Genomic DNA, 25,946 nt, shown 5'->3' with positions numbered 1-25,946 from the left:
CTGCCAACGCCGATCCGGACGCAGCTTAACCCGTGTTGTCGCGTGGTTACCTTGACGTTGCGCCTGTCGAGGACGATGCATTTCCGCAGAATACTGCAACTGGAGATTACGGGTCATGGCCAGCCGCGCGCAGCCAGCCTTGTGGCGTGAGACGGTGAAGGCGGGTGCGGTGCGGAGCGGCGCGCTGATCGCGGCGATCGCGTTGTTCGTCGGCACGCTGCTGATGGCGCTGGCGCTGGCGAGCTATCACCCGAGCGACGCGGCGTTGAACACCGCATCGGGCGGGTATCCGGACAATCTGGTCGGGCCGCCGGGCGCCTGGTTCGCCGATATCGCGCTGACCCTGTTCGGGCCGGCGGTCGCCTTGCTGCTGCCGATCGGGCCGATCCTGGGGATGCGGCTGTGGCGCGACCTGCCGCTGGGACGCTGGGGGCGGATGTTGCGCGGGGCCGCGATCGGCGTCGCGTTGATGGCGACCGCACTGGCGTTCGTGTCCGGGTCTTCGGTGCTGGCGCTGCCTGCCGGTTGGGGCGGCGTGATCGGCCTGTCGGTCGCGAGCGCGGTGCATTGGGGGCTGAGCTTCATCGGCCAGCCGGTCGCCGAGCTGTGGTCCGGCCGCGCGGTCGGGCTGATCGCGGCGATCGCGGGCGCGATCGTGTGGGGCAAGAGCATCGAGATCGATCTCGGCGAGCGCAAATGGCGCTTCCCCCGCCGCAACCGCACCGAGGCGCTCGGCTATGACGGCTTTGCGGAGATCGACGAGGACGACGAACCGCTGACGCTGACGCGCAAACCGGTCGAACCACGCGCGATCGCCGAGCCGGACCCGCGCCCGGCCCCTGTTATCGCCGACCGCCAGAGCGCGCCGTCGCAGGCCAAACCCAAGGAGCGGCAGTCGTCGCTCGACCTGCGCGACAATTTCACGCTGCCGAGTCTCGACCTGCTGACGCCGTCGCCGCCCAGCCAGGGCAATGTGATCGACAAGGCGGGGCTGGAACGCAACGCGCGGCTGCTCGAGAACGTGCTCGATGATTTCAAGGTGACGGGGTCGATCATCGAGGTGCGGCCGGGTCCGGTCGTGACGATGTACGAGCTGGAGCCTGCCCCCGGCGTCAAGGCGAGCCGCGTGATCGCGCTGGCCGACGATATCGCCCGCAACATGTCCGCGATTTCCGCGCGCGTGGCGGTGATCCCGGGGCGCAACGTGATCGGTATCGAGCTGCCGAATGCGCGGCGCGAGGCGGTGTCGTTGCACGAGCTCGTCGGCAGCCAGACGTTCGAGGATCAGTCGGCGCAGTTGCCGATCATCCTCGGCAAGAACATCGCGGGCGATTCGGTGATCGCCGATCTCGCACCGATGCCGCATCTGCTGGTCGCGGGTACGACCGGCTCGGGCAAGTCGGTTGGCCTGAACAGCATGATCCTGTCGCTGCTGTACAAGCTGACGCCGAACCAGTGCCGGATGATCATGATCGATCCCAAGATGCTCGAGCTGAGCATGTACGACGACATTCCGCATCTGTTGTCGCCGGTCGTCACCGACCCCGCCAAGGCCGTCCGCGCGCTGAAATGGGCGGTCGAGACGATGGAGGATCGCTATCGCCAGATGTCCTCCGTGGGTGTGCGCAGCCTCGCCGGGTTCAACGACAAGGTGCGCGGCGCGAAGGCCAAGGGGCAGCCTTTGGGTCGGAAGGTGCAGACCGGCTATCATCCGGACACCGGCGCGCCGATGTACGAGGAAGAGAAGCTCGAATACGACGTGCTGCCGCAGATCGTGGTGATCGTCGACGAGCTCGCCGACCTGATGATGACCGCGGGCAAGGAGGTCGAATTCCTCATCCAGCGGCTTGCGCAGAAGGCACGCGCGGCGGGCATCCACCTGATCATGGCGACGCAGCGGCCGTCGGTCGACGTCATCACCGGCGTCATCAAGGCGAACCTGCCGACGCGGATCAGCTTCCACGTCACGTCGAAGATCGATCTCGCGGACCATCCTGGGCGAGCAGGGCGCCGAGCAGCTGCTGGGCAAGGGCGACATGCTCTATATGCCCGGCGGCAAGGGCATCGTCCGCGTCCACGGCCCGTTCGTGACCGATGACGAGGTGCGGCTGGTTGCGGATCACTGGCGCTCGCAGGGGCTGCCTGATTACATCTCGTCGGTGACCGAGGAGCCCGAGGAGAGCTTCGCGCTGGAGGGCTCGCCGACGGGTGAGGATTCGGCGGAGGACCAGCAATACCGCCAGGCGATCCAGTTGGTGTGCGAGTCGCAGAAAGCCTCGACCTCGTGGCTCCAGCGCCAGTTGCGGATCGGCTACAATTCGGCCGCGCGCTTGATCGAGCGGATGGAAAAGGACGGCATCGTCGGCCGCCCCGATCACGTCGGCCGCCGCGAAGTGCTCCGCGATACCGAGGGGCATGCGATCTAGAGTTGAGCCAGCGAGCGCGCGCTGCCTGCTCCCTCCCTGAAAGGGAGGGGCTGGGGTGGGTAGGTCAGCTCGAGTCGCAACGGTTCTCGATGCGGAAGCCGACCCATCCCCGTCCCATCCCTTCCAGGGAGGGGAGATAAGCCTACTGACAGATACGCGGCACGCGTTCGCAAGATCGACGCTGCTGCGCAAAGAGTGGAACATGTATGAAATACCTGTGGGGCTTGGCAGCGGCATTGGCGATGGTTCCGATGTCGGCACATGCGGCACCCGACGATGACATCGACCAGAACGCCCCGCGTGCGGATACCCAGCGCCCGGCGACTCAACAGGGCGACACCGCCAAGCAAACCCCCGGCAGCAGCACCACCGACACCCAGCACCGCCCCCGCGCGGGCGTCCGCCGCGACAGCGATCTCTCCCCGTCCGCGCTGACCGCTGATACGCAGCGCACCCCGCCCCCGGCCTGTTCGCGGACTGGTTCGACATCCGCAAACGCCTCGCCGATCGCGGCGTCGGGCTCAGCGCCCGTTATGCCTCGGAGAGCGGCTATAATTTCTCCGGCGGCGACCGGAAGCTGCTGCGCGAGACCGGTCAGTTCGACGTCGGCGTGTTGCTCGATTTGGACAAGGTCGTCGGGCTCCGGGGCGGCGCGTTCCAGGCGACCGTCACCTACCGCCGCGGTCGCGACCTCGGCGCCGACGCCAATCTCGGCGTGCTGCAACAGGTGCAGGAAGTGTACGGCCGCGGCCAGACCGTCCGCCTCACGCAATTCTGGTATGAGCAGAAACTCGGCGAAAAGCTCGAACTGAAGATCGGCCGCACCAATCCCGGCGAGGATTTCGCGGTCTTCTCCTGCTATTTCCAGAACCTCAGCTTCTGCGGCGCACAGCCCGGCAATCTGGTCGGCGATTACTGGTATAATTGGCCGGTCGGCCAATGGGGCGCGCGGCTGCGCTACGACGTCAACGACCACCTCACGCTGAAGACCGCCGCCTACGAAGTGAACCCGCGCAACCTCGAAAAGGACTTCGTGATCGGCCGGTTCCACGGCGCGACCGGCGCGCTGATCCCCGTCGAGGCCGAATGGCGTCGCGGCGACGATGACGGCCGCGTTGGCGCCTACAAGGTCGGCGGCTGGGTCAACACGTCGAACGGTGACGACGTGTTCTACGACGTGAACCGCCAGCCGATCGCGATCACCGGGCTCGCGCCGCTGCGACGCAGCGCCCGCTACGGCGTGTATTTCAACCTCCAGCAACAGATCACCGGCACGTCGAAGGACGGCAAGTCCGTCACCGGGCTCAGCGTGTTCCTCAACGCGACGCAGGCCGATCGCGCGACCTCCACGACCGACAACCAGGTCGCGGCGGGGCTGTTCTACAAGGGGCTGGTGCCGTGGCGGCCGGGCGACATCCTCGGCTTCGGCGTCGCGCGGACCAACGTGAACGGGCGCGTCGCGAAAGGGCAGGAACTCGATCCGACGCGTCCTGCCGTGCAAGGTGCGGAATACGCGTCGGAGATCTACTACAGCGTCCATCCGACGCGGTGGCTCGAACTCCGTCCGAACGTGCAGTTCATCCACAACCCGGGCGGCGTGCATGACGCCAACGACGTCGGCGTGCTCGGGATGAAGGCGGCGATTACCCTGTAACGGAACTCGTCGAATTCAGTGGCGGTTCAAGCGCGGGGCGGCAATTGTCCGCGTTCCAAGGAGATTTCGATGTTCAATACCCGCCCCGCGGTGATCGCGACGATCGCCGCCCTATCGGTCGCTGCCGTACCCGCGCCGATCGCCGCACAGGCCACTGGCGACCTCGCGGCCGTGCAGAAGCATCTGCAATCGGTCGAGACGATGACCGCGAATTTCTCGCAGGCCGATCGCAACGGCAAGGTGCTGACCGGCGTGCTGACGCTGAAGAAGCCCGGCAAGCTGCGCTTCCAGTACGAAAAGGGCGTGCCGATCCTGATCGTCGCGGAGGGCGGCGCGCTGACCTTCATCGATTATTCGGTGAAGCAGGTGCAGCGCTGGCCGATCAAGAATTCGCCGCTGGGCGTGCTGCTCGATCCGACCCGCGACATCACGCGCTATGCCAAGCTCGTCCCCGGCTATGACCAGCGGATCGTGTCGGTCGAGGCTAACGATCCCAAGCATCCCGAATATGGCCGGATCACGCTGGTGTTCGTCCGCAACGCATCCGCACCGGGCGGGCTGATGCTGCAGGGCTGGGTCGCGCTCGACAGCCAGAACAACCGGACGACCATCCGCCTCACCAACCAGAAGTTCGGCGAGGCGGTCAGCGACAACACCTTCCGCTGGAACGATCCGCGGCGGGCGGGTGGAAGAAAGTAACATAACTTTCGCGTCATTCATGCAAGCGACAGGTTGCGGCCCCTAGAGAGTGGCTCGCGGATGTGGGGCATTCGGGATTTTTCCCCCTGTTGCCCGGATGGTTTCCCCACAGTCTGCCTGCGTGACGAACGCTGAGTCGGCCCTCGCTCCATGCCCCCGGAGCGAGGGTCATTCTCGTTTGAGCGACAACCGAAAGCAATCCGCAGGACTCGCTCATTCGCAGCGGACCAGCACGCGCGTTCGGCCGGCACCCGCCGTGTCATCTCCCGCCCTTCCGGTGGGAGGCCATCACGTCCCTTGCGTCACCGATGCCCGTCAGTATTTGCCCGACGACCCCATCTGCGCGCGGATCATTCGGGCCTGGAACTTCACCCGCTGCCAGAACGTCGCGTCGTCCAGTCGCCATTGCCGGATCGCCTGGGTCGCCAGCGTCTCGATCAACGCCTCGCTGGTCGCCGCGTCCTGCGCCGCGAATGCCCGCGCAAGATCCTCGACGCACGAACCGTGATCGGTAAAGTCGCGCGGCAGCGGCATGGGGGTGGGCTGGGTCGGCATCGGCATGTGTCTCTCTCCCTGTGATTATCGCTGTCCGCCGAACAGCGCGCGCGTCGCGCCACCCACAGCAGGACCGAGCGTGGTCTGGTCGAACTTCAGCCGCATCGTGACGTACGGCCCCTGCCGCGTGTAGCGGTCGTCTTCGAAATCGCGGTCGCGGTAGCCGGACATGTTGTAGCCCGCGCTGATCCACGTATTCTGCGCAGGGGACACGCCGACCGACGGCCCGCCGCTCCACGACCAGGCGCCGCGCGACCAGGCATGCTGGACCGATCCGCTCATGCCGATATCGAACCGCGTGCCGACATCCTGACGCAGTTCGAAACCGGTGACGTCGATATAGCCATCATAGGTGTCGTCGGCGAACCGTCCGGCGACGTATTTCGCGCCGTAATACAGCGTTGCCTCGGTCCCGTGCCCGAGCCCTTCGGGGCCGGTGCGATAGTTCACGGCGAGGTTGTTGATGATCCGCGACGTCACCTGATCGCCGCTGCCATAAGCGGGCACGCCCAGCGCGTTGGAATCGGTGAACCCCGCATCCGCGCTCTCGTGCCGCAGTTCGAGCCGTTCGAGCACCGACCACCGGCTGTCGAGCGGGCGGAAGGCGAGCGCGACGTCGGCAGTGGCATAGGTCGCGACCGCGCCGCTCCGGTCCTTGATCGTGTACGCCTTGATGCCCGACGCGAGCGTCTTGCCCTGCCCGAGCGTGCGCAGGAAGTTGGTGGTGATCCCCCAGCGATCGCCGCTGTCGGCATTGCGATATTCGAGCCGTCCGTTCACCGACCACAGGGCTTGGCGATAGGTCGCGCCGAGCGTGGCTGCGGCGTAATCGCCGTTGATCTGGTCCTGCCCGACATAGCCGCCCGAGGTGACCGGCTGGAACGCGTTCACCACCGCGCCCTCGGGAATCTCCCCTTCAGCGTGCTGCTGGCGTCGAGCGTACCGTCGATGGTCCAGTTCTTGCCGATCGGGACCGACTGGCTGAGGCCATATTGCGCATAAGTCCTTTCGCCATTCTCCCCGATCGCCTGTTGGTTGAGCGTGCTCATCAGCTTGGCGCCGGTCCAGGGCGCGACGTCGACGCCGAACTGCTTGGTATGCGCGACATAGCCGTCGCCATTGGCGATCTCGTACCCGCCGATCAGCCGGATGCCGGGCTTGATCCGGTACGACAGCTGGATCTGGTGGCGGACCGGGAAGTCGACGCTGTCGCTGTCGCCGCCGGGTGCGAACTGCGTCTGGCCCGACAGTGTCACCTTGTCGCCGAACAGCGCCTGCGTCCCACCGAGCGTCAACAGGCGGCTGTCGCGGTCCTTGCCGTCGATACCACGATCGGATGCATATTGCCCGCCGACGAAGATCGTGCCGGTATCGCGTCGATACTCGAGCCGGACGTCGCCCGCGGTGCGCGTGCCGGGGTTGTCGAGCTGCTGTTGATGCCACACCACCCCCGTCACGCTGATCCGGTCGGTCAACCGCAGCCGGCCATCGAGCCCCAACTTGCGCGTGCCCGCCTCGACCAAATTCTGCTGACCGACCCCGAACGCGGTATCCTGCTGGCGCACATAGGCGAGCAGATCGAGCTTCTTCCCGTGGTGATCGGCCTCGGCCAGATAGGCGAGCCCCTCCCCAGCCCGCCGCGGCCACCCTTGGCGATCTCGCCGCGCAGTTCGGTGGTGGCGTTCACGCGTGCCTTGATATCCGCGCCGACGACGCTGGCCTTGCCGACCGTTTCGTCGCGGATGACCGCGGCCCCGACCTCGACCCGGCCGTTCGCCAGCTTGGTCGCGACGCGTGCGGCGGCGGCCAGCTTGGCGGATCGGCCGCTCGCGACCTCGTAATCGGCGACGATGAAATTGGGGTTCAGGTTGCTGTCGCGGCTCAGGATCGGCTGGCGGAAGCGCACCGTGCCCATCGACGTGTCGATGTCGTAATCGATGTGCCGCGTCAGCTGGGTGGTCGCGATGATCAGCTCGGACCGGAACCGATCGCGCGTTTCCAGCCGCAGCTTGTCGCTGTTCGGCACGATGTTGCGCCCCGACAGCCGGTACGGACCGCTCAGCCCGTTGCCCTGGATTTCGTCGCGCGAATACAGCGTGTCGGTATGCGCGGCGAACCCGGTGGCGCGGATTTGCTTGCCTTCGTAGGCGGTCTTGATGCCGTTGAGCGTGCGGTTGTAGCGGGTCAGCTGGGTGTCGGTGAAGCCGGTCTCGAAATCGCCGAACAGCGCGTAGAATTCGCGACGCTCGAGCCGCAGATACAGCTTCCGCCGGGTCGCCGCGTCATAGCCCTGGCGCGCGCCGTCGCCATAGACGGTGTAATAGCGATCGGGATCGATCGTCCCGAGCAGACCGCGGTCGGGATCGTATTTGCGGTCGCTGTCATAGGCGATGGTCGCCAGCCACGAGCCCTTGACGCGACCCTTCGCGTAAAAGGCGAGCTGACCGTCGGTGACGACGCTGTTGCGCTCGGACTTGGGCAGCCCCGATTGGCGCTTGCTGAGCATGTCGTAGCCGAGCGAGCCCGCGCCGAAGCCGACCACGACCCAGTCCTTGGCGGACGCCGCGAGCCAGGCGCGGATCTCGTTGGCGTGGACGATCTTGTCCTCGGTCAGCGAGACGGCGACGCGGACCGCACCGGCCTGCGTGGTCGGCTGGAGCGCGATGAAGGCGAGCCCGTCGTCGCCGACCACCTGCGCGGTGGTGGACGAGCGTTCGCGACCGGCGAGCTGGCGACCCTGTTCGAGCTCGGCCTCGACCGCGGCGGCATAGGGCTGGTCGACCTTGAACGGCACGAGCGTGCCGGCGCGGACCGGACGGCCGGTCTTGTCGGTCACGCGCACCGCGATCAGCGGACGGGTCAGGCCATCGGCGACCAGCCGGCTGCTCGCCGCGTCGAACACCGCGCGGACGCCCGCGCCCGAGTAATACACGACCCGATCGAGCGTCTTCACGACGCTGCCGTCGGCGGCGAGCACCCGCGCCTGGAGCCGGTTGTCGCCGTCGATCAGGGGATGCCGGTCCAGCGCGACACCGCGACATCGGTACCATCGCGCTGGTCGGTGCCGTCGAACGCGAGCGGTTCGACCTGCTTGCCGTTGATCGTAAGCGCGATGCGCTGGCCGGGCGCGTGCTTGACCACCGCGCGGACGATCGGCGCGCGCGGGTTGTGGTCGGCACTCGGGAACAGCCAGTCGATGCCGGCCACCTGTTCGCCCGCCAGCCAGTCGCGACTGCCCGCCGCGATGGCGGCATCCACGACCGTGACGGGAAGGCCGGCGTCCGCAGCCTTGGCCTTGCCGGTCGGCTTCAGCTGGAAGTCGACGCGCTTCAGCAGGCCGCCGTCCCCTCGACGAACCGCGAGATCGCACTGTTGGCTTGCCGGGTGTCGATGTCGCAGGCGACCGGCGCGTGCGTCGCGGGGATGCTCGACGTGTCGATCTGGACGACGTGACGCCCGGCGCGGACGCCCTCGAAATGGTACAGCCCGTCACGATCGGTGGCGACGAACGTGCCGTCCTCCATCAACAGGCGGATCCCGGCCACGCCCTTGCGCTTGTCGACCGGATCGCCGCAATTCCCCTCGGTCACGCGGCCGATGATCGTCATCGCGTCGGTGAACAACAGGGGCGCAGGCGAACCGATGCCGCCGCCTCGTTGCTGGTGACGGTGCCCTGCCCGACGACGCGCGCGCGGTTGAGCGCTTCGCCGGCGGGTGCGCCGGGGGCGATGCTGACGACGTATTTCAGCTCGGTCGAGGCGCCGGCCGCCAGTACGGGGATGACGAAGTCGAGCGTGCGGCCATCGGACGACACGGTCGGCTCGTCCCCGCCGCGCGCGGAATTTCGCTCGTAGCGCAATCCCTTGGGTAGCGTATCGGCGACGTGGAGCCCGCGCGCCGGGACGGCATCGCGGTTGGTGATCCGCAGGAGATACTGGACGAAATCGCCCGGCGACGCCTCGCGCACGGACGCGATCTTGGTCAACAACAGCGTCCCCGCCCCGGGGCTGTCGAGTGGGATGTCGGCCGAGAAGGGTTCGGGCGTCGACAGCGTCAGCGATCCGCCGAAGCTCGTGTCGTTGAGGATGAACGGCCTGCCCTGCGGATCCTTCAACGCTGCCAGCGTCGCGCGATCGACGGTCGACGGCGCGGTGTAAGTGCCCGGCGGCGTGATCTTCAGGAAATAGCGGCCGGGTGCGGACAGCGGGAAGCGGTATCGTCCGGTCTCGCCCGGATACACGCGGCCGCTGGCGTCGGTGACCGCTTCGCCGGTGATCACGGTGGAGGGATAGCGGCTGACCCCGTCGTCGCCGAACACGGTGGCGGGCTGGCCGGTCTCGTCGACCAGCGACACGGTGGTGCCGTCGACCAGCGCGCCGGTGCGCGAATCGAACGTGTAGCCGGCCGGGTCGATCAGCAGCGACGCCATCGAGGCGAGGCTGTAGCCGTCCTCGGCAAAGCTCAGCATGATCGCCGCGCCGCGCTGGTTGCGGATATCGCAGGCCGCGAGCTCGGGATGCTTGCCGGTCGCGACCGCGGGAATGCCGCCGGCGAAGATGCCGCTGGCGACCGCCGTCTCGGTCAGCGTCAGCGTGGTCCGGATGGTGCCGACCTCGACCGCGATGATCGCGGTTTCGCGCATTTCGGGATCGCGGTTGCCGGCCTGGTTGTCGAGCACCAGGATCATGTCCGCATAGATGTCGACGGTCGCGATCGGGGACGACGCGGCATAGGTCGCGGCGTCGATCGGCGCCGGCGTGAAGAGAAGGGTCGGCGCGGTCTGGCACTTGGCGCCGGTCATCGCGTACTCGGGTGGCGGCAGCCGAAACGTGAGCGTCGTCGGACGCTTGGCCCGGTTCACGTCGAGCGCGACCGTATTGGACGGCACGATGCGCGATCCCGCCGCACTGGTCGCGTCGTCGAACGAGAGCGTCGCGGTATTCTCGATGCGCGTCTGGGCACCCGCCTGGACACCAGTCTGCGCCGCGGCCGGCAGGCAGCCGAGCGCGAGCCCGTACAGGATCGTCAGGAGCAGAGCGCAGAGGCGCAAAAGACGGTGGGCGCTGGGCATGAAGGGTCCTTTCCCGGCACGCGTCGTTGCGCGTGCCGGGATCGGTCGTTCCTTGTTCGCGAGGAGCGGGGTTAGTTGATCGTCACGCGGAAGCTTGCCGCGACCGCGGTCCCGCCGAGCAGCGTCGGGATCGTCGCCGTCACCCGCCTCGCGGTCGAATCATACCCGCCGGTGAAGGTCGTGCCGGCGATCGGCGTGCCGTCGTCGTTGGCGACGAAGCCCGCCACGGTGCAGATCGGCTGGACACCGGGCACGCCGATCACGATCGAGCCTGGCTGATAGGTGGTGTTCGCCGGGACGAGGTCGGTCAGGTTGACGTTGTTCGCAGGCGTCAGCAGCGTCCCGTTGGACACCGTCAGGCAGTATTGGACGACCGCGCCGGGAATCGCCTTGGGCGCGACGAGTCCACTCACCGGGTCGGAAACCACGATCTGGGTCTTGTCGACCCTGAGCGCGACGTCGCGCGTCGTGATTTCATACGCGAGCGAAGCACGCCCCTGCCCGTTATTGGCGATATCGAGGCCCAGCCCGTCCGAATCATTGTCGGCAAAGACCACGTCGACCACCGCATCGTCGTTGAGCGCGACGCTGGGTGCCAGCGGCGTGCCCTGCACGGTGGCACTACCCCGGCCGCGACCTGTGCGATCAAGGTTATGCCGGCGAGCGAGGCGGACTGGACGTTGGGAACGTCGCCGACGATGAACACGACGGCCGACTGATCGGCGGCGAGTTCGTCGATGTAGGTCCCGGTATCGACGCCCGGATCATAGATGCCGTTGGTGTTCGAATCGACGAACACCCTGACGTTGGCCACGTCGAAATTGTCGCCGGCAAACAGGTTCTGGATCGGCAACTGGCTTGCCGTCAGGACGAAATCCTGGGTGCCGTTGGTGTTGTTGGTCACCCTGAACGTCGTCACCGCCGCCGCCTGGCCGATCGCGACCTCGGTATTGGCGGGCTGGTTGGTGGTGACGGTCAGGTTGACCTTGCGATCGACCACGAAGCTGACCGCGTTCGATGCCACCGACTGCTGGACGCCGTTGACCGAATAGCTGGCCTGCGCCGTGTTGGTGACGGTCGTGCCGGCAGCCGTACCGGCCGGCCCCGGTGCCTGCGCGCTCGCCGTCTCCGCCGCGATGCCGATCGACACGACCGCAGCCGTACCGGCCATCAGCGCGCGAATTACCCCTTTTACGTGCATGTCTAAGTCTACCTTTTATGTGTTTGCGGTGTGGAGGAATGCCGGGTCATTTGAGCACGGCCTGGAACGCGAATTGACCTTGCGAACCGGCCGCCAACGGGCTTGCGAGGCGCCACCGGACGCTGGTGACATCGTTGGGGCCCGCCGCGCGCGTACTGCCGTCGAGGCTGCGGACGCGCAGCGTGGCGAGCGAACCGAACGTCTTGCCGTCGACCGACACGTCGGGCGCGGGCGACCCCGGATTGGCGGAGCGGTAGGCGATCTGGCGCGGCAACGGGTTGTCGAGCACCACGTTGGCGAGCGGCTGAGCCCCGGTGTTGCGATAGCTGAGGACGAAGATGACCTTGTCGCCCGGCGTCACCTTCGACGGTTTCACCAGCGCGATCCGCGTAGTGCCGTCGGCAGCGGCGGTGCGGCTTTCGACCAGGATGCTGCTGGTGACCTGCAACGGCCCTGCGGCTGCGGAGGCGACGGCAGCGGTGGCCGCCAGGACGGCGGCAATCATCGGACGCGTGATCATGGATATGCTCCTCATTGGATCTTGGCTTTGAACTGGACGGTGTGGACGGACGCGGCCGCGACCTGCCCGAGTGCGACGGCGATGCCCGGACCCTGCGCGCCGCCAGTCTGGGCGCCACCGGTCGCGTCGAAGCGGCCTGCATCAGCGTCGGCGGCATCGCTCAGCGGCGCGCCGTCGAGCGTCAGGCTGCCCGGGACGAAGACGGTGCCCGCAGGGATCGGATCGGCGATCCGCGCGCCGGTGACGGCGGCGGTGAAGCGCGCCTCGAGCGTGTAGGTGATGACCGAATCGCGGACTGCGTTCTGCGACCCGTCGGCAGCCCGCACCGACTGGCTCTTGAAAAGGGAGGGGCCGACTGGACCGGTGCTCAGCGGGATCGCCACGCTCGCGCTGGCACCGGTCAGCCCGACCACGGCGTCGCTGCCGCCGTCGCCAGCCTGGGCATAGGTCGCACCCGCGGTACCCGATCCGGTCGTGGACTGCGCGGTGACGGTCAAGGTCGCGGTAACGGGTGTGGTAACGGGGTTGGCCGAGGTCGCGGCCAGGATCGCCAGCAGCTTGATCGACTGCCCCGGCGCCAGCACCGGCGTCCTGCCATCGACCGGCGCCACATCCCGCACCGGATCGTACAGCCCATCGCCATCGCCATCGATCACCAGGGTACGAAGCGTGATCCCTGCCGACGAGACGGTCGCCGCCAGCGTGAAGGATTCATTGCCGTTGTCGAGGTTCGTCAACGTCAGCGGGATTACGGTCGGCTCGGCCCCCACCACCACCGCATCATGGTCGTCGCGAACCAGCGCCACGTCGAGGCGCTCGGCGACGACGATCGTCACCGTGTTCGAGACGGTCGATCGGGATGTGCCGTCGAGATCGTAGCGCAGGCCGGCGGTGTTGACGATCGACGTACCCGCTACCGTCCCGACCGCGGGACGGTCCGGAACGGCGGTCGCGGTCTGGGCGAAGGCGGGATGCGCCAGCGTCGCCGCGACCAAGCCGGTCCGCACGCTACGTGAAGCTGCCAGGACAAGCCGGTGCCTGCTATCCCTTCCCCCTGCGCAGACGTACGATGACCCAATGCTTGCCCCGATCTTTTTGTCGGGAACAAATTGGCTCGACGCGATTAATCAAATACTACGAAATCATAATGGCAACAGTTAATGCGACATATGTTAGGCATTACAACTAGATCAAATCTAATTGCTATCTTAGTATACTATATAAATCTTAGGTGTTATGTGTCGTTATGGTTTCAAATGGTCGACGTTATCTACCATTATCGTTTTAGTCTTCGACACCCGTCGGGCGAGTAGCGCTCACATCGTACGCCGCAGCAACTCGACCGCGTATCTTATTGACGCTTGAGCGCCCGCAGATACGAACGCATCGCCTCCTCGCCACTGTGGCTGAGGGATATCTCGACCCTGCGGCGATCCGTCGGGTCGATGACGCGATCGATCAGCTTCAGCTTGTGGAGATGCTCGATCCACCGTTGCGAGGTCGTCACGGGCGCGTCGGACATGCTGACCAGGGCCTTGATGTTCATCGGTGCTCGGTCGTCGCGGGACACGAACAGCGCGAGCAGCATGTCCCAGGCCGGTTCGTGAAACAATTCCTCGGGAAGGAACTGACGCCGCATCCGCCGCTCGGCGAGCACCGCATTGGCACGGTCGACCAGCATCGCTTCGCTGGGCACGTCGCCGACGGCTATGGGTTCCGATGCCTGTGCGACACGGCCGTTGAACTCTTCGGCAACAGCGGAAAGCTTTGCGGTCAGATCCTTGATCAAATCGACTACGGACTCGTTCTTCACCAAAAGCCCCTCTTCCTCCCACGATCCGGATTTCGGCACCCGACCTCGATGCTCACGGACATGTGCCGTTTTCGCACGGGGCGTCGAACCGAACCGAAACCGCATCCGACCTGAATCCAGATCAAATGCGATCTTACTCTCGACCTATGCGACCAAATATCAACCTAATCCTTTGGAATCCGGTAATCCTGTATAATTCGAATGCACGATCACGACCATTTTCTCCCTGCTACTCTTGCTGCAAACGATTTAATTAGGTTCAATATGGTTCAGTTCGGCCGGCGGCGGCGTCGAGGGTATGTTTGTCGGTAACCAATATTTACGGAACGGCCGAAAAGCGGCGCGGTATCGATCGGTGCGCTGTACGCCGCACTCTGGCCACCGATTCGCCTGGAATCCCGGTCTTGATAGGCGCAGGCCGATTGGCCACGTCACGCGTTGACGGCTCGGTCGCATGGGAAAGGGTATCGTGTCCGCTTATCTGAATGCCGTTGGTTCCGCCGTACCCGGTCACGATATCCACGATGCCTTCATAGCCTGGGCTCGGTCGCGCATCGAACCGCGCATGCAGCGCGTGTTCGACAGGATGGCGTCGCGATCGGGCATCGCGCATCGCTGGTCGGTGTTGCCGCCGACCGCGGACGGGGGCTCGCCGGTCGACGATGCCGGCTTTTACGCCGCCGAGCCGCATCCCGGCACCGCGGCACGCATGACGCTTTACGCCGAGCATGCGCCCGACCTGGCGATCCGTGCGATCGAGGCGTTGCGCGCGAAGGTCGCGGTCGAGGGGATCACGCATCTGGTGGTGGCAAGCTGCACCGGCTTCGTCGCGCCGGGGATCGACCAGATCATCGCCCGACGGCTCGGCCTGTCGTCCAGCGTCGAGCGGCTGCTGATCGGCTTCATGGGGTGTTACGCCGCGGTCGTCGCGCTGCGCAGCGCGCGCCACATCGTCCGATCCGAGCCCAAGGCCCGCGTCCTGGTCGTCACGGTCGAGCTCTCGACGCTGCACCTCCAGCCCGCCAACGAGATCGAGCCGTTGCTGGCGATGCTCCAGTTCGGCGATGGCGCCGCGGCCGCGCTGGTCACCGCGGAGGCGACCGGGCTCGAACTCGGTACGCCGTTTGCGGCGGCACTCGCCGATACGGAGGCGCTGATCCGCTGGGACGTCACCGATGCGGGCTTTGCGATGCACCTGTCCGGCGAGGTTCCCGCGCGGATCGCCACGGCATTGGCGGATACCGAGTTTCGCGCGATCGTCAGCGATGGCCGGCCGCCGGAGACGATCGACGGCTGGGCGGTACATGCCGGCGGCCGATCGATCCTCGACGCGGTCGAGCATGCAATGCAGCTGAAACCCGAGGCGCTGGCGGCGTCGCGGCAGGTGCTGGCGGACAACGGCAACATGTCGTCGGCGACGTTGATGTTCGTGTTCGAGCGCCTGCTCGCCGGGCCGCCGATCGCGCACGGGGTCGCGCTCGCGTTCGGGCCGGGACTGGCGGCGGAGGGCTTCGGGTTCCGAAGCGCGCCATGAGCCTCGTCATTCGCAGCCAGGCCGAAGAGCTGATGGACGCCGACGACCTCGACGCGGCGACTTATGCCGATGTGGTCGGCGATCTGGCCACGGTCAACACGGTGACGATGGCGCGCCGCCCGACGCTCGATTTCCTGGCGCGCGCGACAGCCGGGCGGAAACGCTTCCGGCTGCTCGACGTAGGCTTTGGCGACGGCGACATGCTGCGGCGGATCGCGCGCTGGACCGAGGCGAAAGGCATCAAGGCAGAGCTGGTCGGCGTCGATCTCAACCCGCGCAGCGAACAGGCGGCGCGGGCGCATGGCGGCGACATCCGCTACGTCACCGGCGATTATGCCGACCTTGCCGACGAGCCCTGGGACGTGATCGTCAGCAGCCTAGTCGCCCATCACATGAGCCACGATCAGCTCGTGGCGTTCCTGCGCTTCATGGAGGCGCACGCACGCGCCGGGTGGTTCGTCAACGACCTCCATCGTCACGGCTTCGCACATTGGGGCTTCCCCGTCCTCGCGACGCTGGCGCGCTGGCACCCGATCGTGCGCCACGACGGCACGCTGTCGATCGCGCGCAGCTATCGCCCCGACGAATGGCCGCCGCTGCTCGCCGAAGCCGGTATCACCCAGGCGAAGGTCCGCCGCGTCTTTCCGTTCCGGTTATGCGTCGAACGCCTGCGCTGATCGTCGGCGGCGGGCTCGCCGGGGCCGCGACCGCGATCGGCCTCGCGCGCGCCGGCCTGCCGCATCTGCTCGTCGAGCGATCGCGCGAAACCGGCGATGCTATCTGCGGCGGGTTCCTCAGCTGGCGGACGCTGGAGACGCTCGCCGAGCTCGGCATCGATCCCGACACGCTCAACCCGGATCGCGTGACGCGCGCCCGTATTTTCGCCGGAACGCGGCTCGCGGAGGCCGCCCTGCCCTGTCCAGCAGTCTCGGTCACGCGCCACCGGCTCGACACGGTCATGCTGGCGGAAGCCGCACGGCTCGGCACGCCGGTCGAGCGCGGTGTCACCGTGCGCGAGATCGACGGCATGACGGTCCGCACCGCGGACGGCGCGACGTTCGCCCCCGACGCGCTGTTCCTGGCCAGCGGCAAGCATGACGTTCGCGGGATGGCACGCCCCGAAGACGCGCGCGGATCCGACCCGACGCTGGGGTTGCGCGTCCGTATCGCCCCCTCCCGGCACTCCGCGCGGCGCTCGATGGGGGATCGAGCTGCACCTGTTCGACCGCGGCTATGCAGGCCTCGCGATGCAGGAGGACGGCACTGCGAACCTGTGCATGGCCGTGCATCGCTCGCGGCTTCAGGCCGCCGGATCCCCCGCGCAGTTGCTCGAGGCCCTGGGTCGCGAGATGCCAGCACTCGGCGAATGGGTCGCGCTGATCGACGGACGCGCGCCGATCGATGCGATCGCCAACGTCCCCTATGGCTGGCGACAACGCGAGGGCGTCGACGCGATCTTCCGGCTTGGCGATCAGGCGGGGTGATCCCCTCGCTCGCCGGCGAGGGCATGGGCATCGCGCTCGCCAGCGGAGCCGCGGCCGCCGACGCCTATGTCCGCGGCGGTCCCGCTTCGGCAGCGCGGTGGCAGGAGGATTTCGCCCGCCGCCTTGCCCGCCCGATCGGCATCGCCAGCATCGTCCGCCAGGTCGCCGAAAGTACGCGGGCAGCCTGGTTGCTGCCGCTGATGCGCCCTTCCCTGATCCAGGTGATCGCCAACGCGACGAGAATAGGCCAGACCTAGAGCCTGTCCCTACGCCATATTGAAATCCGTCCTGCCAGCACGAGATTGAAACCCATGGACCAACTCAATCTTTCCGAAGCCGAGTGGCGCAAGCGGCTCACCCCCGAGCAATATCATGTGCTGCGCGAGGCGGGGACCGAGCGTGCGTTCGCGGGCGCACTCAACGACAACAAGGCGGACGGCATCTATCGCTGTGCCGCGTGCAGCAACGAACTGTTCGACAGCGCCGACAAATATGATTCCGGGTCGGGCTGGCCCAGCTTCACCCGGCCGATCGGTCCCGATGCGGTCACCGATCACGCCGATCGCAGCCACGGCATGACCCGCATCGAGACGCGGTGCGCCCGCTGCGACAGCCATATGGGCCATGTCTTCCCGGACGGCCCGCCGCCGACCGGCCAGCGCTATTGCATGAATTCGCTGTCGCTCGAATTCCGACCGCGCAAAGCGAACGCTGCGGCTTGATGCTGCTTGTAGGGCGGGGACATCGCGCGTAATTCTGCGGCCACATGGCTCGTACGCGTTCTGCTTCCCCGTCCCGTCGGTCCCCAACTCCCCCGGCGTCACGCTGGCGGCGACGGCTGGTCGTGTTCCTGCAGCTCTGCGTCGGAATCGGCGTCCTCGCGCTCGGAGCGCTGGCGATCGCGGTGTACGTCGCGATGTCGCAGCTCCCCAGCTTCGACAGCCTGAAATCGTCGCCCAACGGCCAGATGATCCGCGTCCATGCCGCCGACGGTACCGTGATCGTGTCGATGGGGCCGAGCTTCGGCGAATGGCTGCCCTACGGACAAATCCCCAAGGTCATGCGCGACGCGACCGTGTCGGTCGAGGATCGCCGCTTTCGCTCGCATATCGGCGTCGATCCGGTCGGCATCGCGCGCTCCGTGAAGGTGCGGTTCGATCGTGGTCACTGGACGCAAGGCGGCTCGACGATCACGCAGCAGCTGGCGCGGACCGTCTTCCTCAACAACCAGAAGAAGTTCGGGCGGAAATTCCGCGAGGGCATCCTGGCGTTCGCGCTCGAATGGAAGTTCAGCAAGGCCCAGATCCTCGAACTCTATCTGAACAAGGTCTATTATGGCGGCGGCGCCTACGGGATCGACGCGGCGAGCCGGAAGTTCTTCGGCCACGGCGCGGATCACCTGAGCCTCGCCGAGGCCGCGGTGATCGCCGGCCTCGTCAAGGCACCGTCCAACTACTCGCCGACCGCCGATGCCGAGGCCGCGATGGGCCGCGCCGGCGTCGTGCTGGAGACGATGCAGGAAACCGGCGCGATCACCGCGTCCGAGGCTGCCGATGCGGACGTATCCGGCCTGAAACTGGCGCCCGAGCCCAAGCAGAACAGCGTCCGCTATTTCACCGACTGGGCGCTGCCGCAGCTCGACACGCTGATCGACGAGACCACAGAGCCCCTGGAAGTCTGGACGACGCTCGATCTCAACATGCAGCGGCAAGCCGATGCGGCGATCCGCGCCAATGCCCCGGCCGGCGCACAGGGCGCCCTGGTCGCGCTCGATCGTGGCGGCGAAGTGCGCGCGATGGTCGGCGGCAAGGATTACGTCTCGTCGATCTACAACCGCGCGACACAGGCGGTCCGCCAGCCGGGCTCGGCATTCAAGCTGTTCGTCTACCTCGCCGCGCTGGAGGCCGGCCACAAGCCGGAGGATCTCGGTCGTCGACGAACCCGTCACGATCCAGGGCTGGAGCCCGCGCAACGATTCCCGGCGCAACTCCGGCGCGGTCTCGCTGCGCACCGCCTTCGCCTATTCGCTCAACACCATTGCCGCCAAGCTGGGCCAAGAGGTTGGCTTCAACACGGTCGCCGACATGGCGCGCCGGTTCGGCATCACGACGCCGGTCAACGTGCATCCGTCGATGGTGCTCGGCACGTCCGAGGTCCGCGTGATCGACATGACGCGCGCCTTCGCGTCGGTCGCCAGCAAGGGCGTCGCGGTCACGCCGTACGGGATCACGCGCGTCACCGCGAACGGCCAGACGATCTACACGCATGAGGTCGATCGCAGCCATGTGCTCGTCGCGCCCTATGTCGCCGCCGAGATGACCGACCTGCTCCAGACCGCGGTCAACACCGGCACCGGCCGCGCGGCGCAGATCGGCCGCCCGGTCGCCGGCAAGACGGGGACGACCAGCTCGTCGAAGGATGGCTGGTTCCTGGGCTTCTCCAGCGGCATCACGACCGGCGTGTGGATGGGGCGTGACGACGCCAAGCCGATCGCCGGGCTGCATGGCGGCCAGGCACCGGCGCGTGCCTGGGCGGCGTTCATGAAGCCCGCGACCGCCAACCGTCCGATCGAGCAGTTCGATACGAAGGTGACCCTGCCCGAGTGGCAGCTCGAACCCGACGAGGAGAGCTATTTCGGCCAGCCCGACAATGGCCAGATGGCGGTCGACGCGGACGGCAATCCGATCGATCCGGACCAGCCGCCGGTACCGACCGACGCGCAGACCGGCGATACGATTCCGCGGCCCGATGCGGATCAGCCCGAGACGCCGGCCGCGCCACCGGCGCCACCGCAGCAGATGAATCAGGACTGGATCGACCGCGTCACCGGCCGCAACCAGCCGCGTCAGGAGCAACCGGCAGGACGCCAGCCGCTAACCCGCGACGTGCCGCGCGATAGATATCAGGATGGCCGCTACCAGGACGACCGCAATCAGGATCGCCGGTATCAGGACGACCGACCGAACCAGTGAAGTTCGGCGCCGTGCGTGCGTAACCAGACGCGCGCGGGCGTAGGGTCTTCGCCGTAGAGTTGCTCGACCAGCGCGTGGAAGACCGGTGCGTGGTTCATGTGAACGCGGTGAGCGACTTCATGCGCGACGGTGGCGCGGCGGACCCAGCTCGGCGCGAGGATCAGGCGCCAGCTGTAGCGGATCACGCCGCTCGATGCGCAACTGCCCCAGCGGCCCTTGGCATCGCCGACCGCGACCTGCGCGACGCTGACCTTCGCCTTGGCGGCATATTCGGCGGTCTCGGTTTCGAGCACGGCGAGTGCGGTGCGTTTCAACCAAGCCTCGACGCGGCGCGCGATCGTTTCGGGCGGACCCGACAGCGACAGGACCGAGCCTTCGCGCACCACGGTGCGACGGCTGCCCGGAATCCACTCGATCGTCAGCGGTTCGTCGGCGACGGTGACGACCGCACCGGGGACGAAGGGGCGGGGCTGGGGGAGCAACGCGCGCTGTTCGGCGATCCAGCCGGCCTTGTCCTCGGCCCAGGCCAGCGCCTGCTTCAGCGCCGCCCGCTTTGGCAGGACGAGCCGCGCGCGGCCGCTCGCAGGATCGATCGACAACCGTGCACGACGGGCGCGAGGGTGACGGACGATCTCCAGGCCTTCTATCATCGGGCGATCACAGGGCGATCACCGGCTTACAGTTCGCGGTCGATCACGTGGTATTCCAGCTCGCCCGCCTCGTCCTCGCTGACGGTCCAGCCGCGCACAGATTGCTTGGCGCGGTGGACGGCCTCGCGGTCGCCACAGACGAGGTAATGCCACTCGGGCAGCTGCTCGCCGGCCGCGCGCAGGCGGTAGGCACAGGTCGAGGAAGCCAGTCGATGCCGTGGACGTTGCCGGTCGTCAGCCGCACGCATTCGGGCACGTACGCGTGGCGGTGGCGGTAATCCGAGCATTGCCCGCTGCGCCGGTCGAGCAGGCGGCACGATACGTTGGTCGCGACGAGTTCGCCGGTCTCCTCGTCCTCGAGCTTGTGGATGCAGCATTTGCCGCAGCCGTCGCACAAGGCTTCCCATTGGCCGCGGTCGAGTTGCTCGATCGGCGTATCTTCCCAGAAGCGCGCGCTCACGATACCCAGCGCTTGATCTCAGTCGCCACCGCGTCGGGCCCTTGTTCCTGCGGCAGCAAAGCGAGGGGCTTGCCGTCCGGGTCCATCAGATAGGCCTGCCGGCTGTGGTTTACGAGGTAGCCGCCCCCGGGGAGGGCTCGCCCTTGCTCGAATACACCGCATATTCGGTCTTGATCCGGTCGATCGCCTCGGGGCTGCCGGTCAGGCCGACCATGCGCGGGTGGAAGGCGGAGACGAACTGCTTGAGTACCGCGGGCGTATCGCGCGCCGGATCGACCGTCACGAACACCGGCACGATCTTCGCGGCGATCGCGGGGCCGCTCGCCTCGAGCTTTTTCACCGCGGCGCCGATCGCCTGGACATCCGTCGGACACACATCGGGGCAGAAGGTGTAACCGAAATACATGATCCGGTATTTGCCCGCGAAATTGCGCTCGGTGACGGCCTGCCCGTTCTGGTCGGTCAACGCGAAAGGACCGCCGATCCGGGCGCCTTCGAGCGGCGGTTTGGCGGGGGCTGGGACGAGTTGCAGGCCGCCAACGCCAGGGCGGGCAGGGCGAGCGCACAAAGGATGAAACGAAGGGTCATGATGCCGCCAGCCTTGATCTGTTCGCTACTGCGGCGCAAGCGTCGCCAATATCCAGGACGAACCAAGGAAGTCTCTCGATGCGTATTCGCCTGATGCTCGCCACCGCCCTTCTGACGCCCGCGCTCGGTATGGCGGCGCCCGCCTTCGCGCAGGGCCAGTCGGAGGGGTACAAGTTCCTGTCCGCGGTGCGCGATGCCAAGAACAACGAGGTCCTCGAGATGCTCGGCCGCCCGGGCAGCAACATCATCAACACGCGCGACGTGACGAACGGGGAGGGCGCGCTCCACATCGTCATCAAGCGCGGCGACGAGGTCTATCTGCGCTTCCTGCTGCAAAGGGCGCGGACGCCAATCTGCGCGACGGCAAGGGCAACACGCCGCTGCTGCTCGCGGTGACGCTTGGGCAGACGGGCATGATCCCGATCCTGACTGCGGCGGGGGCGAACCCGAACCTCGGCAACTCGGCCGGCGAGACACCGCTGATCCGCGCGGTCCAGCGCCGTGACGTGGGGATGATCCGCGTGCTGCTGAACGAGAACGCCGATCCCGACCAGGCGGATATCATCGCCGGCATGTCGGCGCGCGACTATGCCAAGCAGGATGGGCGCAACCCGGTCGTGTCGAAGCTGCTGGCGGATGCGCCGAAGAAGGTGCGGAAAGCGGTATCGGGGCCGAAATTCTGAGTTTGAGCGGCGGTCGCTGAGGTCGCCGAGGTTGCCAAAATCACGACGCGCTCCCCTCCCTGGAAGGGAGGGGCTGGGGTGGGTAGGCCGGCTCGTGACGCAACCGTTCTACGATGCGGAAATCGACCCACCCCGACCCCTCCCTTCCAGGGAGGGGGGCCCCTAGATCCTAGAACGCCAACCCGTCCGCATCCGGGTCCATCTGCGCGATCAACCGGCGCGCGGCTCGCCTGGCGAACGCCAGCGTGCAGCGTTTGCGGGCATGCGCGGGCAGGGGGTGGTATGCGCCTCCCGCACGATCGCCGCGTCGTAGCGATCCGCGACGATGATCCCGGTCCGCTCGGGCAGGAACGCAGGCCCGTGCAACGGCCCGACGTCGAACCCCGCAGGCACCGCCCAGAAATACCGGTCGCAATGCCCGAGATAATCGGGCCACTTGCCGTCGCCGAGCAGGTCGGCGCGCGACACCTTGATCTCGACGATGACGATCTGACCGCGCGCATCCACCGCCATCAGATCGGCCCGGCGGCCACCGTCGAGCGGCACTTCGGTCATCGCGGTGAGATCGTGCCGCAGCAACATCCGAATGACCCGCGCGCCACGTCGGCGGCGCAGAGGGTCGAATCCTGGAGGATCCGGGTTTGTCGATGCAGGAGTCCGGCGGCATGTCGAGCATGCCCTGGAAATAGAACAATCCGCGAACGAGGCAAGCTCATTCACGGATTGTGATCGTGTTCTGGTCTCGTCATTCCCGCGAAGGCGGGAACCCATATTGGCTAGCCTCACGGCAAGATCGCAGCGGCGGAGTAGATGGGTCCCCGCCTGCGCGGGGATGACAAAAGATCAGCGATAGAAGACGTGGTTGCCGATCGAGGCGACCTTGATCGCGCGAACCGAAGGGCGGCGATCGGGGGTGTTGAAGTAGAGTGCCTTGTCGGCCGGGCTGTTCCAGGCGCTGGCGAGAGCGACCTTGGCGACGGCGACCGCGGTGCGATACGAGGCACCCTTGGTGATGGTCGGGATCTGGCCACCACGGACGAAGCTGAACTGGCCGCGCTGCTTGACGACGGCGCAGACGTCTGCGGGGAAACGACCCGACTTGGCGCGATTGATGATGACTTCGGCAACCGCGAGCTGGCCGGTCAGCGGCTCGCCTTTGGACTCGAAATAGATCGCGCCGGCAAGGCACTGGAGCGCGTCGTCGGCGGCGGCGCTATCCTGCGCGGCAACGGCCTGGGCGAGCGTGTCGAATTCTTCTTCCTCTGCAGGAGCGAGCTGCTCGGCGGCAGTCTTCTCGATTGCGGTCTTCTCGACGGCGGCAACGGGCGTTGCGGCGGGAGCGACCTGCGGAACATTCTGCGGGGAGAGGGCGTTTAGATTTGCGAGAGCGGTCAGGCTGACCGTGGTACGATCGATACCGGTCGCATGGCCGGGTGCGCTGTTGCCGAGCAGGCCGGCGAGAGAGAAAGTCATGGCCGCGATCGTCGCAGCCCGCTGAAGAATGGTCATTCAAGCTTATTCAGATGCGGTGAGACCGTGGAGTCGATCGTACGAGCCGACCGTCCAGGCATCCCCCGACTGCGTAACTGATCCGGATCGCACCCGTCCCAGCACAACGCCAATCAATCGTTGCAATCCCCTCTATTGGGGGGCTTTCGAGTCAATCGTCGAGGATCGTTTCAGCGGCGAACCGTTCCGCCGCTGCGATGTCCACCTCGACGACCCACAAATCCGGGTCGCGCGAGCGCCTGCGCCGCCAATAGCCGTCAAGGTCTTCGGCAGGGGTCGAGTCGATCAAGGCGGTCCGTCCGTCAGGCCCGATTCCATCGCTCCAACAGCCGGGGAGGGGTCCCTTTGTCGATCGCGATGACGAGGATCGCGCCGCCCTGTGCATCGCCTTTCGCCATCACCGCGCCGAAGCCGCCCGCGTCGTTGACCCGGCGGAGGAGGGCGCTGACGAGCACGCCACTGGGTAGCCGACCGCTCATGCCGGCGCGCGGTATCCAGGCAGCCCGGCCAGCGCGATCCGCGAGCGCATGAACGTGCCGGTGCCCCGCGCGGCTTCTTCGCCCTCCGCATCGATCAGCCGCGCATCCGCGACAAACACGCGCCGCTTGCCGCTGATCCAGCGACCCTCGGCGATCACCGGGCCGACTTTCAGCGGGCGGGTGAGCAGCAGGTTGAACGCGGTGGTCAGCAGGAAACGATCGGTAACTAGGCTGTTCGACGCATAGAACGCGGCATCGTCGAGCATCTTGAAATAGCTCGTGCCGTGCGCGGCGCCGCCGGCGTGATAATGCCGCTCGTCGATCGTAAAATGGATCCGCGCGACGCCGGCCTCCGGGATTTCCAGCGACGATTCGAAGAACCGATTGATCGGCGCCTGCGCATACAGCGACTCCAGCGCGCGAAAATGCGCCTCCGCGCCCGCGGTGTTAGAGGAAGACTCAGGCTGCATCGCGCACCTCGTCGGCGGTGAACAGCGCGTAGAGCGCATCGGGCGAGCCAGCGCCGCGCAGTTTCTCCAGAAACGCCTTGTCGCGCAGCCGCCGCGAGACGCGCGCGAGCGCCTTCAGATGCACCGCCCCGGCATCGGTCGGCGACAACAGCATGAAGACGAGATCGACGGGCAGATCGTCGACCGCCTGGAAATCGACCGCCTGCGCCAACCGCACGAACACGCCGGTGACCTGCGCGAGCCCCTCGAGCTTGGCATGCGGGATCGCGACACCGCCGCCGAACCCGGTTGAGCCGAGCTTCTCGCGCGCCGTCAATCGTTCGGCGATCGTCTTCGCATCCGTATCGACGATCTCGGCCGCAATCGTCGCGATATGCTGGAACACCGCCTTCTTGTTGGTGGCGATCACGCCCGTCTGCACTGCGTCGGGACGCAGCATATCGCTGAAATCGGTCATGGTGTTCAATGTCTCAAGCGCCCCCGCGCGCGTCCGCCTTAGCGGGTTGCGCGGGGGCGTAAAGGCGCGGCCGTCAGACCCGCGCCCTTATGGACCCTTCTTTTACTGGGGAGGGAGGCCGCGCCAGTCGAAGCGGCCCGCTGTGGCTCGACCCAGCCGATCGTGCCGTCGCCACGCTTGTAGACCATGTTATGCGCGCCGGTGCCCGCATTCTTGAACAGCAATGCCGCGGTGTTGCGCAGATCGAGCATCATCACCGCATCGGACACGCTGGCCTCGGGAATGTCGACGCGCGTTTCGGCGATGATCAGCGGTGCGTCCGCGACATCGTCCTCCTCGACGCTCTCCTGGAACAGCGTGTAGCCAGCGTTGTCGTAGCCGTTGCTCTCGGCCATCGCGACCGCTTCGCCGGCATGGCGGTCCTTCAGGCGGCGCATGTAGCGGCGGAGTTGGGTTTCGATCTTGGCCGCCGCGCCATCGAAGGCCGCGCGCGCGTCATAGGCGTCGGAATGCCCCTTGAGCACCAAGCCCTTCATCACGTGCGCGACGATATCGCACTTGAAGCCGGCATCGTGCGGCCCCTTGCCGAACGTGACCTCGGCCGAGATGGCGCGGGAAAAATACTTGTCGGCGATACCCTGGAGTCGGTCTTCCACATGGCTGTTCAGTGCTTCGCCAGTGTCAACCTGGTGACCAGAAATCCGGATATCCATTATCGTCT

Annotated in this window: 24 protein-coding genes and 7 pseudogenes; 10 read left to right on the top strand and 21 right to left on the bottom strand. The window is 66.7% G+C overall.

From position 1 onward, the window contains the following. Positions 1–115: 115 nt before the first annotated feature. From AC0IX7_RS15595 to AC0IX7_RS15585, 3 genes and pseudogenes are all read left to right on the top strand, one after another. Positions 116–2,426, top strand: a pseudogene (locus AC0IX7_RS15595) (DNA translocase FtsK). Positions 2,427–3,036: 610 nt separating this feature from the next. Continuing rightward, positions 3,037–4,080 carry a carbohydrate porin gene (locus AC0IX7_RS15590; RefSeq protein ID WP_471812728.1) on the top strand — a complete coding sequence of 348 codons (1,044 nt, stop codon included), beginning with the start codon at positions 3,037–3,039 and terminating at the stop codon, positions 4,078–4,080. A gap of 69 nt (positions 4,081–4,149) precedes the next feature. Next, positions 4,150–4,779, top strand: coding sequence for a LolA family protein (locus AC0IX7_RS15585; protein WP_471812727.1), 630 nt, complete (start codon positions 4,150–4,152; stop codon positions 4,777–4,779). Between the two features lie 315 nt (positions 4,780–5,094). Here AC0IX7_RS15585 and AC0IX7_RS15580 read toward each other — a convergent pair whose 3' ends face one another. The 12 genes from AC0IX7_RS15580 to AC0IX7_RS15525 all read right to left on the bottom strand — a co-directional run bounded on the left by AC0IX7_RS15580 (position 5,095) and on the right by AC0IX7_RS15525 (position 13,939). Beyond that, entirely contained in the window at positions 5,095–5,340 is a 246-nt protein-coding gene (locus AC0IX7_RS15580) for a hypothetical protein (protein WP_471812725.1), read from the bottom strand. 18 nt (positions 5,341–5,358) lie between these two features. After that, on the bottom strand, positions 5,359–6,225 hold the full coding sequence (locus AC0IX7_RS15575) for a hypothetical protein (RefSeq protein WP_471812724.1): 867 nt from the start codon (positions 6,223–6,225) through the stop codon (positions 5,359–5,361). Next, complete coding sequence (locus AC0IX7_RS15570; protein WP_471812722.1) at positions 6,222–6,899, bottom strand: hypothetical protein; 678 nt, start codon at positions 6,897–6,899, stop codon at positions 6,222–6,224. The genes AC0IX7_RS15575 and AC0IX7_RS15570 overlap by 4 nt, the downstream gene beginning before the upstream one ends. Further along, positions 6,806–8,311, bottom strand: coding sequence for a hypothetical protein (locus tag AC0IX7_RS15565; RefSeq protein WP_471812720.1), 1,506 nt, complete (start codon positions 8,309–8,311; stop codon positions 6,806–6,808). Before AC0IX7_RS15565 ends, AC0IX7_RS15570 begins: the two co-directional genes overlap by 94 nt. 29 nt (positions 8,312–8,340) lie before the next feature. After that, positions 8,341–8,592 (bottom strand): hypothetical protein, encoded by a 252-nt coding sequence (locus tag AC0IX7_RS15560; RefSeq protein ID WP_471812719.1) that lies wholly within the window; start codon positions 8,590–8,592, stop codon positions 8,341–8,343. Between the two features lie 71 nt (positions 8,593–8,663). Next, complete coding sequence (locus AC0IX7_RS15555) at positions 8,664–8,942, bottom strand: hypothetical protein (RefSeq protein WP_471812718.1); 279 nt, start codon at positions 8,940–8,942, stop codon at positions 8,664–8,666. Continuing rightward, positions 8,939–10,405: a hypothetical protein gene (locus tag AC0IX7_RS15550; protein WP_471812716.1), complete on the bottom strand. Its 1,467-nt coding sequence runs from the start codon at positions 10,403–10,405 to the stop codon at positions 8,939–8,941. The genes AC0IX7_RS15555 and AC0IX7_RS15550 overlap by 4 nt, the downstream gene beginning before the upstream one ends. A gap of 71 nt (positions 10,406–10,476) precedes the next feature. Then, positions 10,477–10,818, bottom strand: coding sequence for a hypothetical protein (locus AC0IX7_RS15545; RefSeq protein ID WP_471812714.1), 342 nt, complete (start codon positions 10,816–10,818; stop codon positions 10,477–10,479). Then, positions 10,815–11,576 carry a hypothetical protein gene (locus tag AC0IX7_RS15540; protein WP_471812712.1) on the bottom strand — a complete coding sequence of 254 codons (762 nt, stop codon included), beginning with the start codon at positions 11,574–11,576 and terminating at the stop codon, positions 10,815–10,817. Before AC0IX7_RS15540 ends, AC0IX7_RS15545 begins: the two co-directional genes overlap by 4 nt. A gap of 76 nt (positions 11,577–11,652) precedes the next feature. Continuing rightward, entirely contained in the window at positions 11,653–12,126 is a 474-nt protein-coding gene (locus AC0IX7_RS15535; RefSeq protein WP_471812710.1) for a hypothetical protein, read from the bottom strand. A gap of 11 nt (positions 12,127–12,137) precedes the next feature. Further along, entirely contained in the window at positions 12,138–13,133 is a 996-nt protein-coding gene (locus tag AC0IX7_RS15530) for a hypothetical protein (RefSeq protein ID WP_471812708.1), read from the bottom strand. 344 nt (positions 13,134–13,477) lie between these two features. Further along, on the bottom strand, positions 13,478–13,939 hold the full coding sequence (locus AC0IX7_RS15525; RefSeq protein WP_471812706.1) for a hypothetical protein: 462 nt from the start codon (positions 13,937–13,939) through the stop codon (positions 13,478–13,480). 454 nt (positions 13,940–14,393) lie between these two features. Here AC0IX7_RS15525 and AC0IX7_RS15520 point away from each other — a divergent pair, with 454 nt between their 5' ends. From AC0IX7_RS15520 to AC0IX7_RS15500, 5 genes and pseudogenes are all read left to right on the top strand, one after another. Further along, entirely contained in the window at positions 14,394–15,473 is a 1,080-nt protein-coding gene (locus tag AC0IX7_RS15520; RefSeq protein ID WP_471812704.1) for a type III polyketide synthase, read from the top strand. Next, positions 15,470–16,150 carry a methyltransferase domain-containing protein gene (locus tag AC0IX7_RS15515; protein WP_471812702.1) on the top strand — a complete coding sequence of 227 codons (681 nt, stop codon included), beginning with the start codon at positions 15,470–15,472 and terminating at the stop codon, positions 16,148–16,150. Before AC0IX7_RS15520 ends, AC0IX7_RS15515 begins: the two co-directional genes overlap by 4 nt. After that, positions 16,129–17,214, top strand: coding sequence for an NAD(P)/FAD-dependent oxidoreductase (locus AC0IX7_RS15510; RefSeq protein ID WP_471812700.1), 1,086 nt, complete (start codon positions 16,129–16,131; stop codon positions 17,212–17,214). The genes AC0IX7_RS15515 and AC0IX7_RS15510 overlap by 22 nt, the downstream gene beginning before the upstream one ends. A gap of 54 nt (positions 17,215–17,268) precedes the next feature. Continuing rightward, positions 17,269–17,679: a peptide-methionine (R)-S-oxide reductase MsrB gene (msrB, locus tag AC0IX7_RS15505; protein WP_187502471.1), complete on the top strand. Its 411-nt coding sequence runs from the start codon at positions 17,269–17,271 to the stop codon at positions 17,677–17,679. Positions 17,680–17,723: 44 nt separating this feature from the next. Further along, a pseudogene (locus AC0IX7_RS15500) lies at positions 17,724–19,929 on the top strand (transglycosylase domain-containing protein). Here the strand turns inward: AC0IX7_RS15500 and AC0IX7_RS15495 are convergent. The 3 genes and pseudogenes from AC0IX7_RS15495 to AC0IX7_RS15485 form a co-directional block, all read right to left on the bottom strand. Beyond that, positions 19,905–20,579, bottom strand: a complete 675-nt coding sequence (locus tag AC0IX7_RS15495) for a M48 family metallopeptidase (protein ID WP_471812698.1) — start codon at positions 20,577–20,579, stop codon at positions 19,905–19,907. The pseudogene AC0IX7_RS15500 and the gene AC0IX7_RS15495 overlap by 25 nt on opposite strands. A gap of 26 nt (positions 20,580–20,605) precedes the next feature. Continuing rightward, a pseudogene (locus tag AC0IX7_RS15490) lies at positions 20,606–21,039 on the bottom strand (YcgN family cysteine cluster protein). Next, a pseudogene (locus AC0IX7_RS15485) lies at positions 21,036–21,627 on the bottom strand (SCO family protein). The pseudogenes AC0IX7_RS15490 and AC0IX7_RS15485 overlap by 4 nt, the downstream one beginning before the upstream one ends. Before the next feature lie 78 nt (positions 21,628–21,705). Between AC0IX7_RS15485 and AC0IX7_RS15480 the strand changes: the two are divergent. Continuing rightward, positions 21,706–22,023 carry a hypothetical protein gene (locus AC0IX7_RS15480; protein WP_471812696.1) on the top strand — a complete coding sequence of 106 codons (318 nt, stop codon included), beginning with the start codon at positions 21,706–21,708 and terminating at the stop codon, positions 22,021–22,023. Beyond that, positions 22,020–22,310: an ankyrin repeat domain-containing protein gene (locus tag AC0IX7_RS15475; protein WP_471812695.1), complete on the top strand. Its 291-nt coding sequence runs from the start codon at positions 22,020–22,022 to the stop codon at positions 22,308–22,310. Before AC0IX7_RS15480 ends, AC0IX7_RS15475 begins: the two co-directional genes overlap by 4 nt. A gap of 169 nt (positions 22,311–22,479) precedes the next feature. Here the strand turns inward: AC0IX7_RS15475 and AC0IX7_RS15470 are convergent. From AC0IX7_RS15470 to hpf, 6 genes and pseudogenes are all read right to left on the bottom strand, one after another. Further along, positions 22,480–22,986, bottom strand: a pseudogene (locus tag AC0IX7_RS15470) (MmcB family DNA repair protein). 167 nt (positions 22,987–23,153) lie between these two features. Next, the gene (locus tag AC0IX7_RS15465) at positions 23,154–23,783 is read right to left on the bottom strand and encodes a cell wall hydrolase (RefSeq protein WP_248524202.1); all 630 of its coding nucleotides are present in this window, start codon (positions 23,781–23,783) and stop codon (positions 23,154–23,156) included. A 187-nt stretch (positions 23,784–23,970) separates the two neighbouring features. Beyond that, positions 23,971–24,298: pseudogene (locus AC0IX7_RS15460) on the bottom strand (DUF1491 family protein). Continuing rightward, positions 24,295–24,768 carry a PaaI family thioesterase gene (locus AC0IX7_RS15455; RefSeq protein WP_471812694.1) on the bottom strand — a complete coding sequence of 158 codons (474 nt, stop codon included), beginning with the start codon at positions 24,766–24,768 and terminating at the stop codon, positions 24,295–24,297. Before AC0IX7_RS15455 ends, AC0IX7_RS15460 begins: the two are co-directional and overlap by 4 nt. After that, positions 24,758–25,225: a PTS sugar transporter subunit IIA gene (locus tag AC0IX7_RS15450; protein WP_187502478.1), complete on the bottom strand. Its 468-nt coding sequence runs from the start codon at positions 25,223–25,225 to the stop codon at positions 24,758–24,760. Before AC0IX7_RS15450 ends, AC0IX7_RS15455 begins: the two co-directional genes overlap by 11 nt. A 131-nt stretch (positions 25,226–25,356) precedes the next feature. Continuing rightward, a pseudogene (gene hpf / locus AC0IX7_RS15445) lies at positions 25,357–25,938 on the bottom strand (ribosome hibernation-promoting factor, HPF/YfiA family); the annotation flags it as partial. Positions 25,939–25,946: the final 8 nt, after the last annotated feature.

The organism is Sphingomonas sp. AC411 (assembly GCF_979253035.1).
This window is presented reverse-complemented; position numbering and strand designations above follow the sequence as displayed.

Excerpts from the sequence above, each read along its gene's own strand:
- AC0IX7_RS15585 (WP_471812727.1), top strand. The coding sequence starts at position 4,150 with ATGTTCAATACCCGCCCCGCGGTGATCGCGACGATCGCCGCCCTATCG.
- msrB (WP_187502471.1), top strand. The coding sequence starts at position 17,269 with ATGGACCAACTCAATCTTTCCGAAGCCGAGTGGCGCAAGCGGCTCACC.
- AC0IX7_RS15535 (WP_471812710.1), bottom strand. The coding sequence starts at position 12,126 with ATGATCACGCGTCCGATGATTGCCGCCGTCCTGGCGGCCACCGCTGCC.
- AC0IX7_RS15520 (WP_471812704.1), top strand. The coding sequence starts at position 14,394 with ATGGGAAAGGGTATCGTGTCCGCTTATCTGAATGCCGTTGGTTCCGCC.
- AC0IX7_RS15580 (WP_471812725.1), bottom strand. The coding sequence starts at position 5,340 with ATGCCGATGCCGACCCAGCCCACCCCCATGCCGCTGCCGCGCGACTTT.
- AC0IX7_RS15510 (WP_471812700.1), top strand. The coding sequence starts at position 16,129 with ATGCGTCGAACGCCTGCGCTGATCGTCGGCGGCGGGCTCGCCGGGGCC.
- AC0IX7_RS15450 (WP_187502478.1), bottom strand. The coding sequence starts at position 25,225 with ATGACCGATTTCAGCGATATGCTGCGTCCCGACGCAGTGCAGACGGGC.
- AC0IX7_RS15540 (WP_471812712.1), bottom strand. The coding sequence starts at position 11,576 with ATGGCCGGTACGGCTGCGGTCGTGTCGATCGGCATCGCGGCGGAGACG.
- AC0IX7_RS15515 (WP_471812702.1), top strand. The coding sequence starts at position 15,470 with ATGAGCCTCGTCATTCGCAGCCAGGCCGAAGAGCTGATGGACGCCGAC.
- AC0IX7_RS15465 (WP_248524202.1), bottom strand. The coding sequence starts at position 23,783 with ATGACTTTCTCTCTCGCCGGCCTGCTCGGCAACAGCGCACCCGGCCAT.
- AC0IX7_RS15455 (WP_471812694.1), bottom strand. The coding sequence starts at position 24,768 with ATGCAGCCTGAGTCTTCCTCTAACACCGCGGGCGCGGAGGCGCATTTT.
- AC0IX7_RS15495 (WP_471812698.1), bottom strand. The coding sequence starts at position 20,579 with ATGATAGAAGGCCTGGAGATCGTCCGTCACCCTCGCGCCCGTCGTGCA.
- AC0IX7_RS15550 (WP_471812716.1), bottom strand. The coding sequence starts at position 10,405 with ATGCCCAGCGCCCACCGTCTTTTGCGCCTCTGCGCTCTGCTCCTGACG.
- AC0IX7_RS15555 (WP_471812718.1), bottom strand. The coding sequence starts at position 8,942 with ATGACGATCATCGGCCGCGTGACCGAGGGGAATTGCGGCGATCCGGTC.
- AC0IX7_RS15480 (WP_471812696.1), top strand. The coding sequence starts at position 21,706 with ATGCGTATTCGCCTGATGCTCGCCACCGCCCTTCTGACGCCCGCGCTC.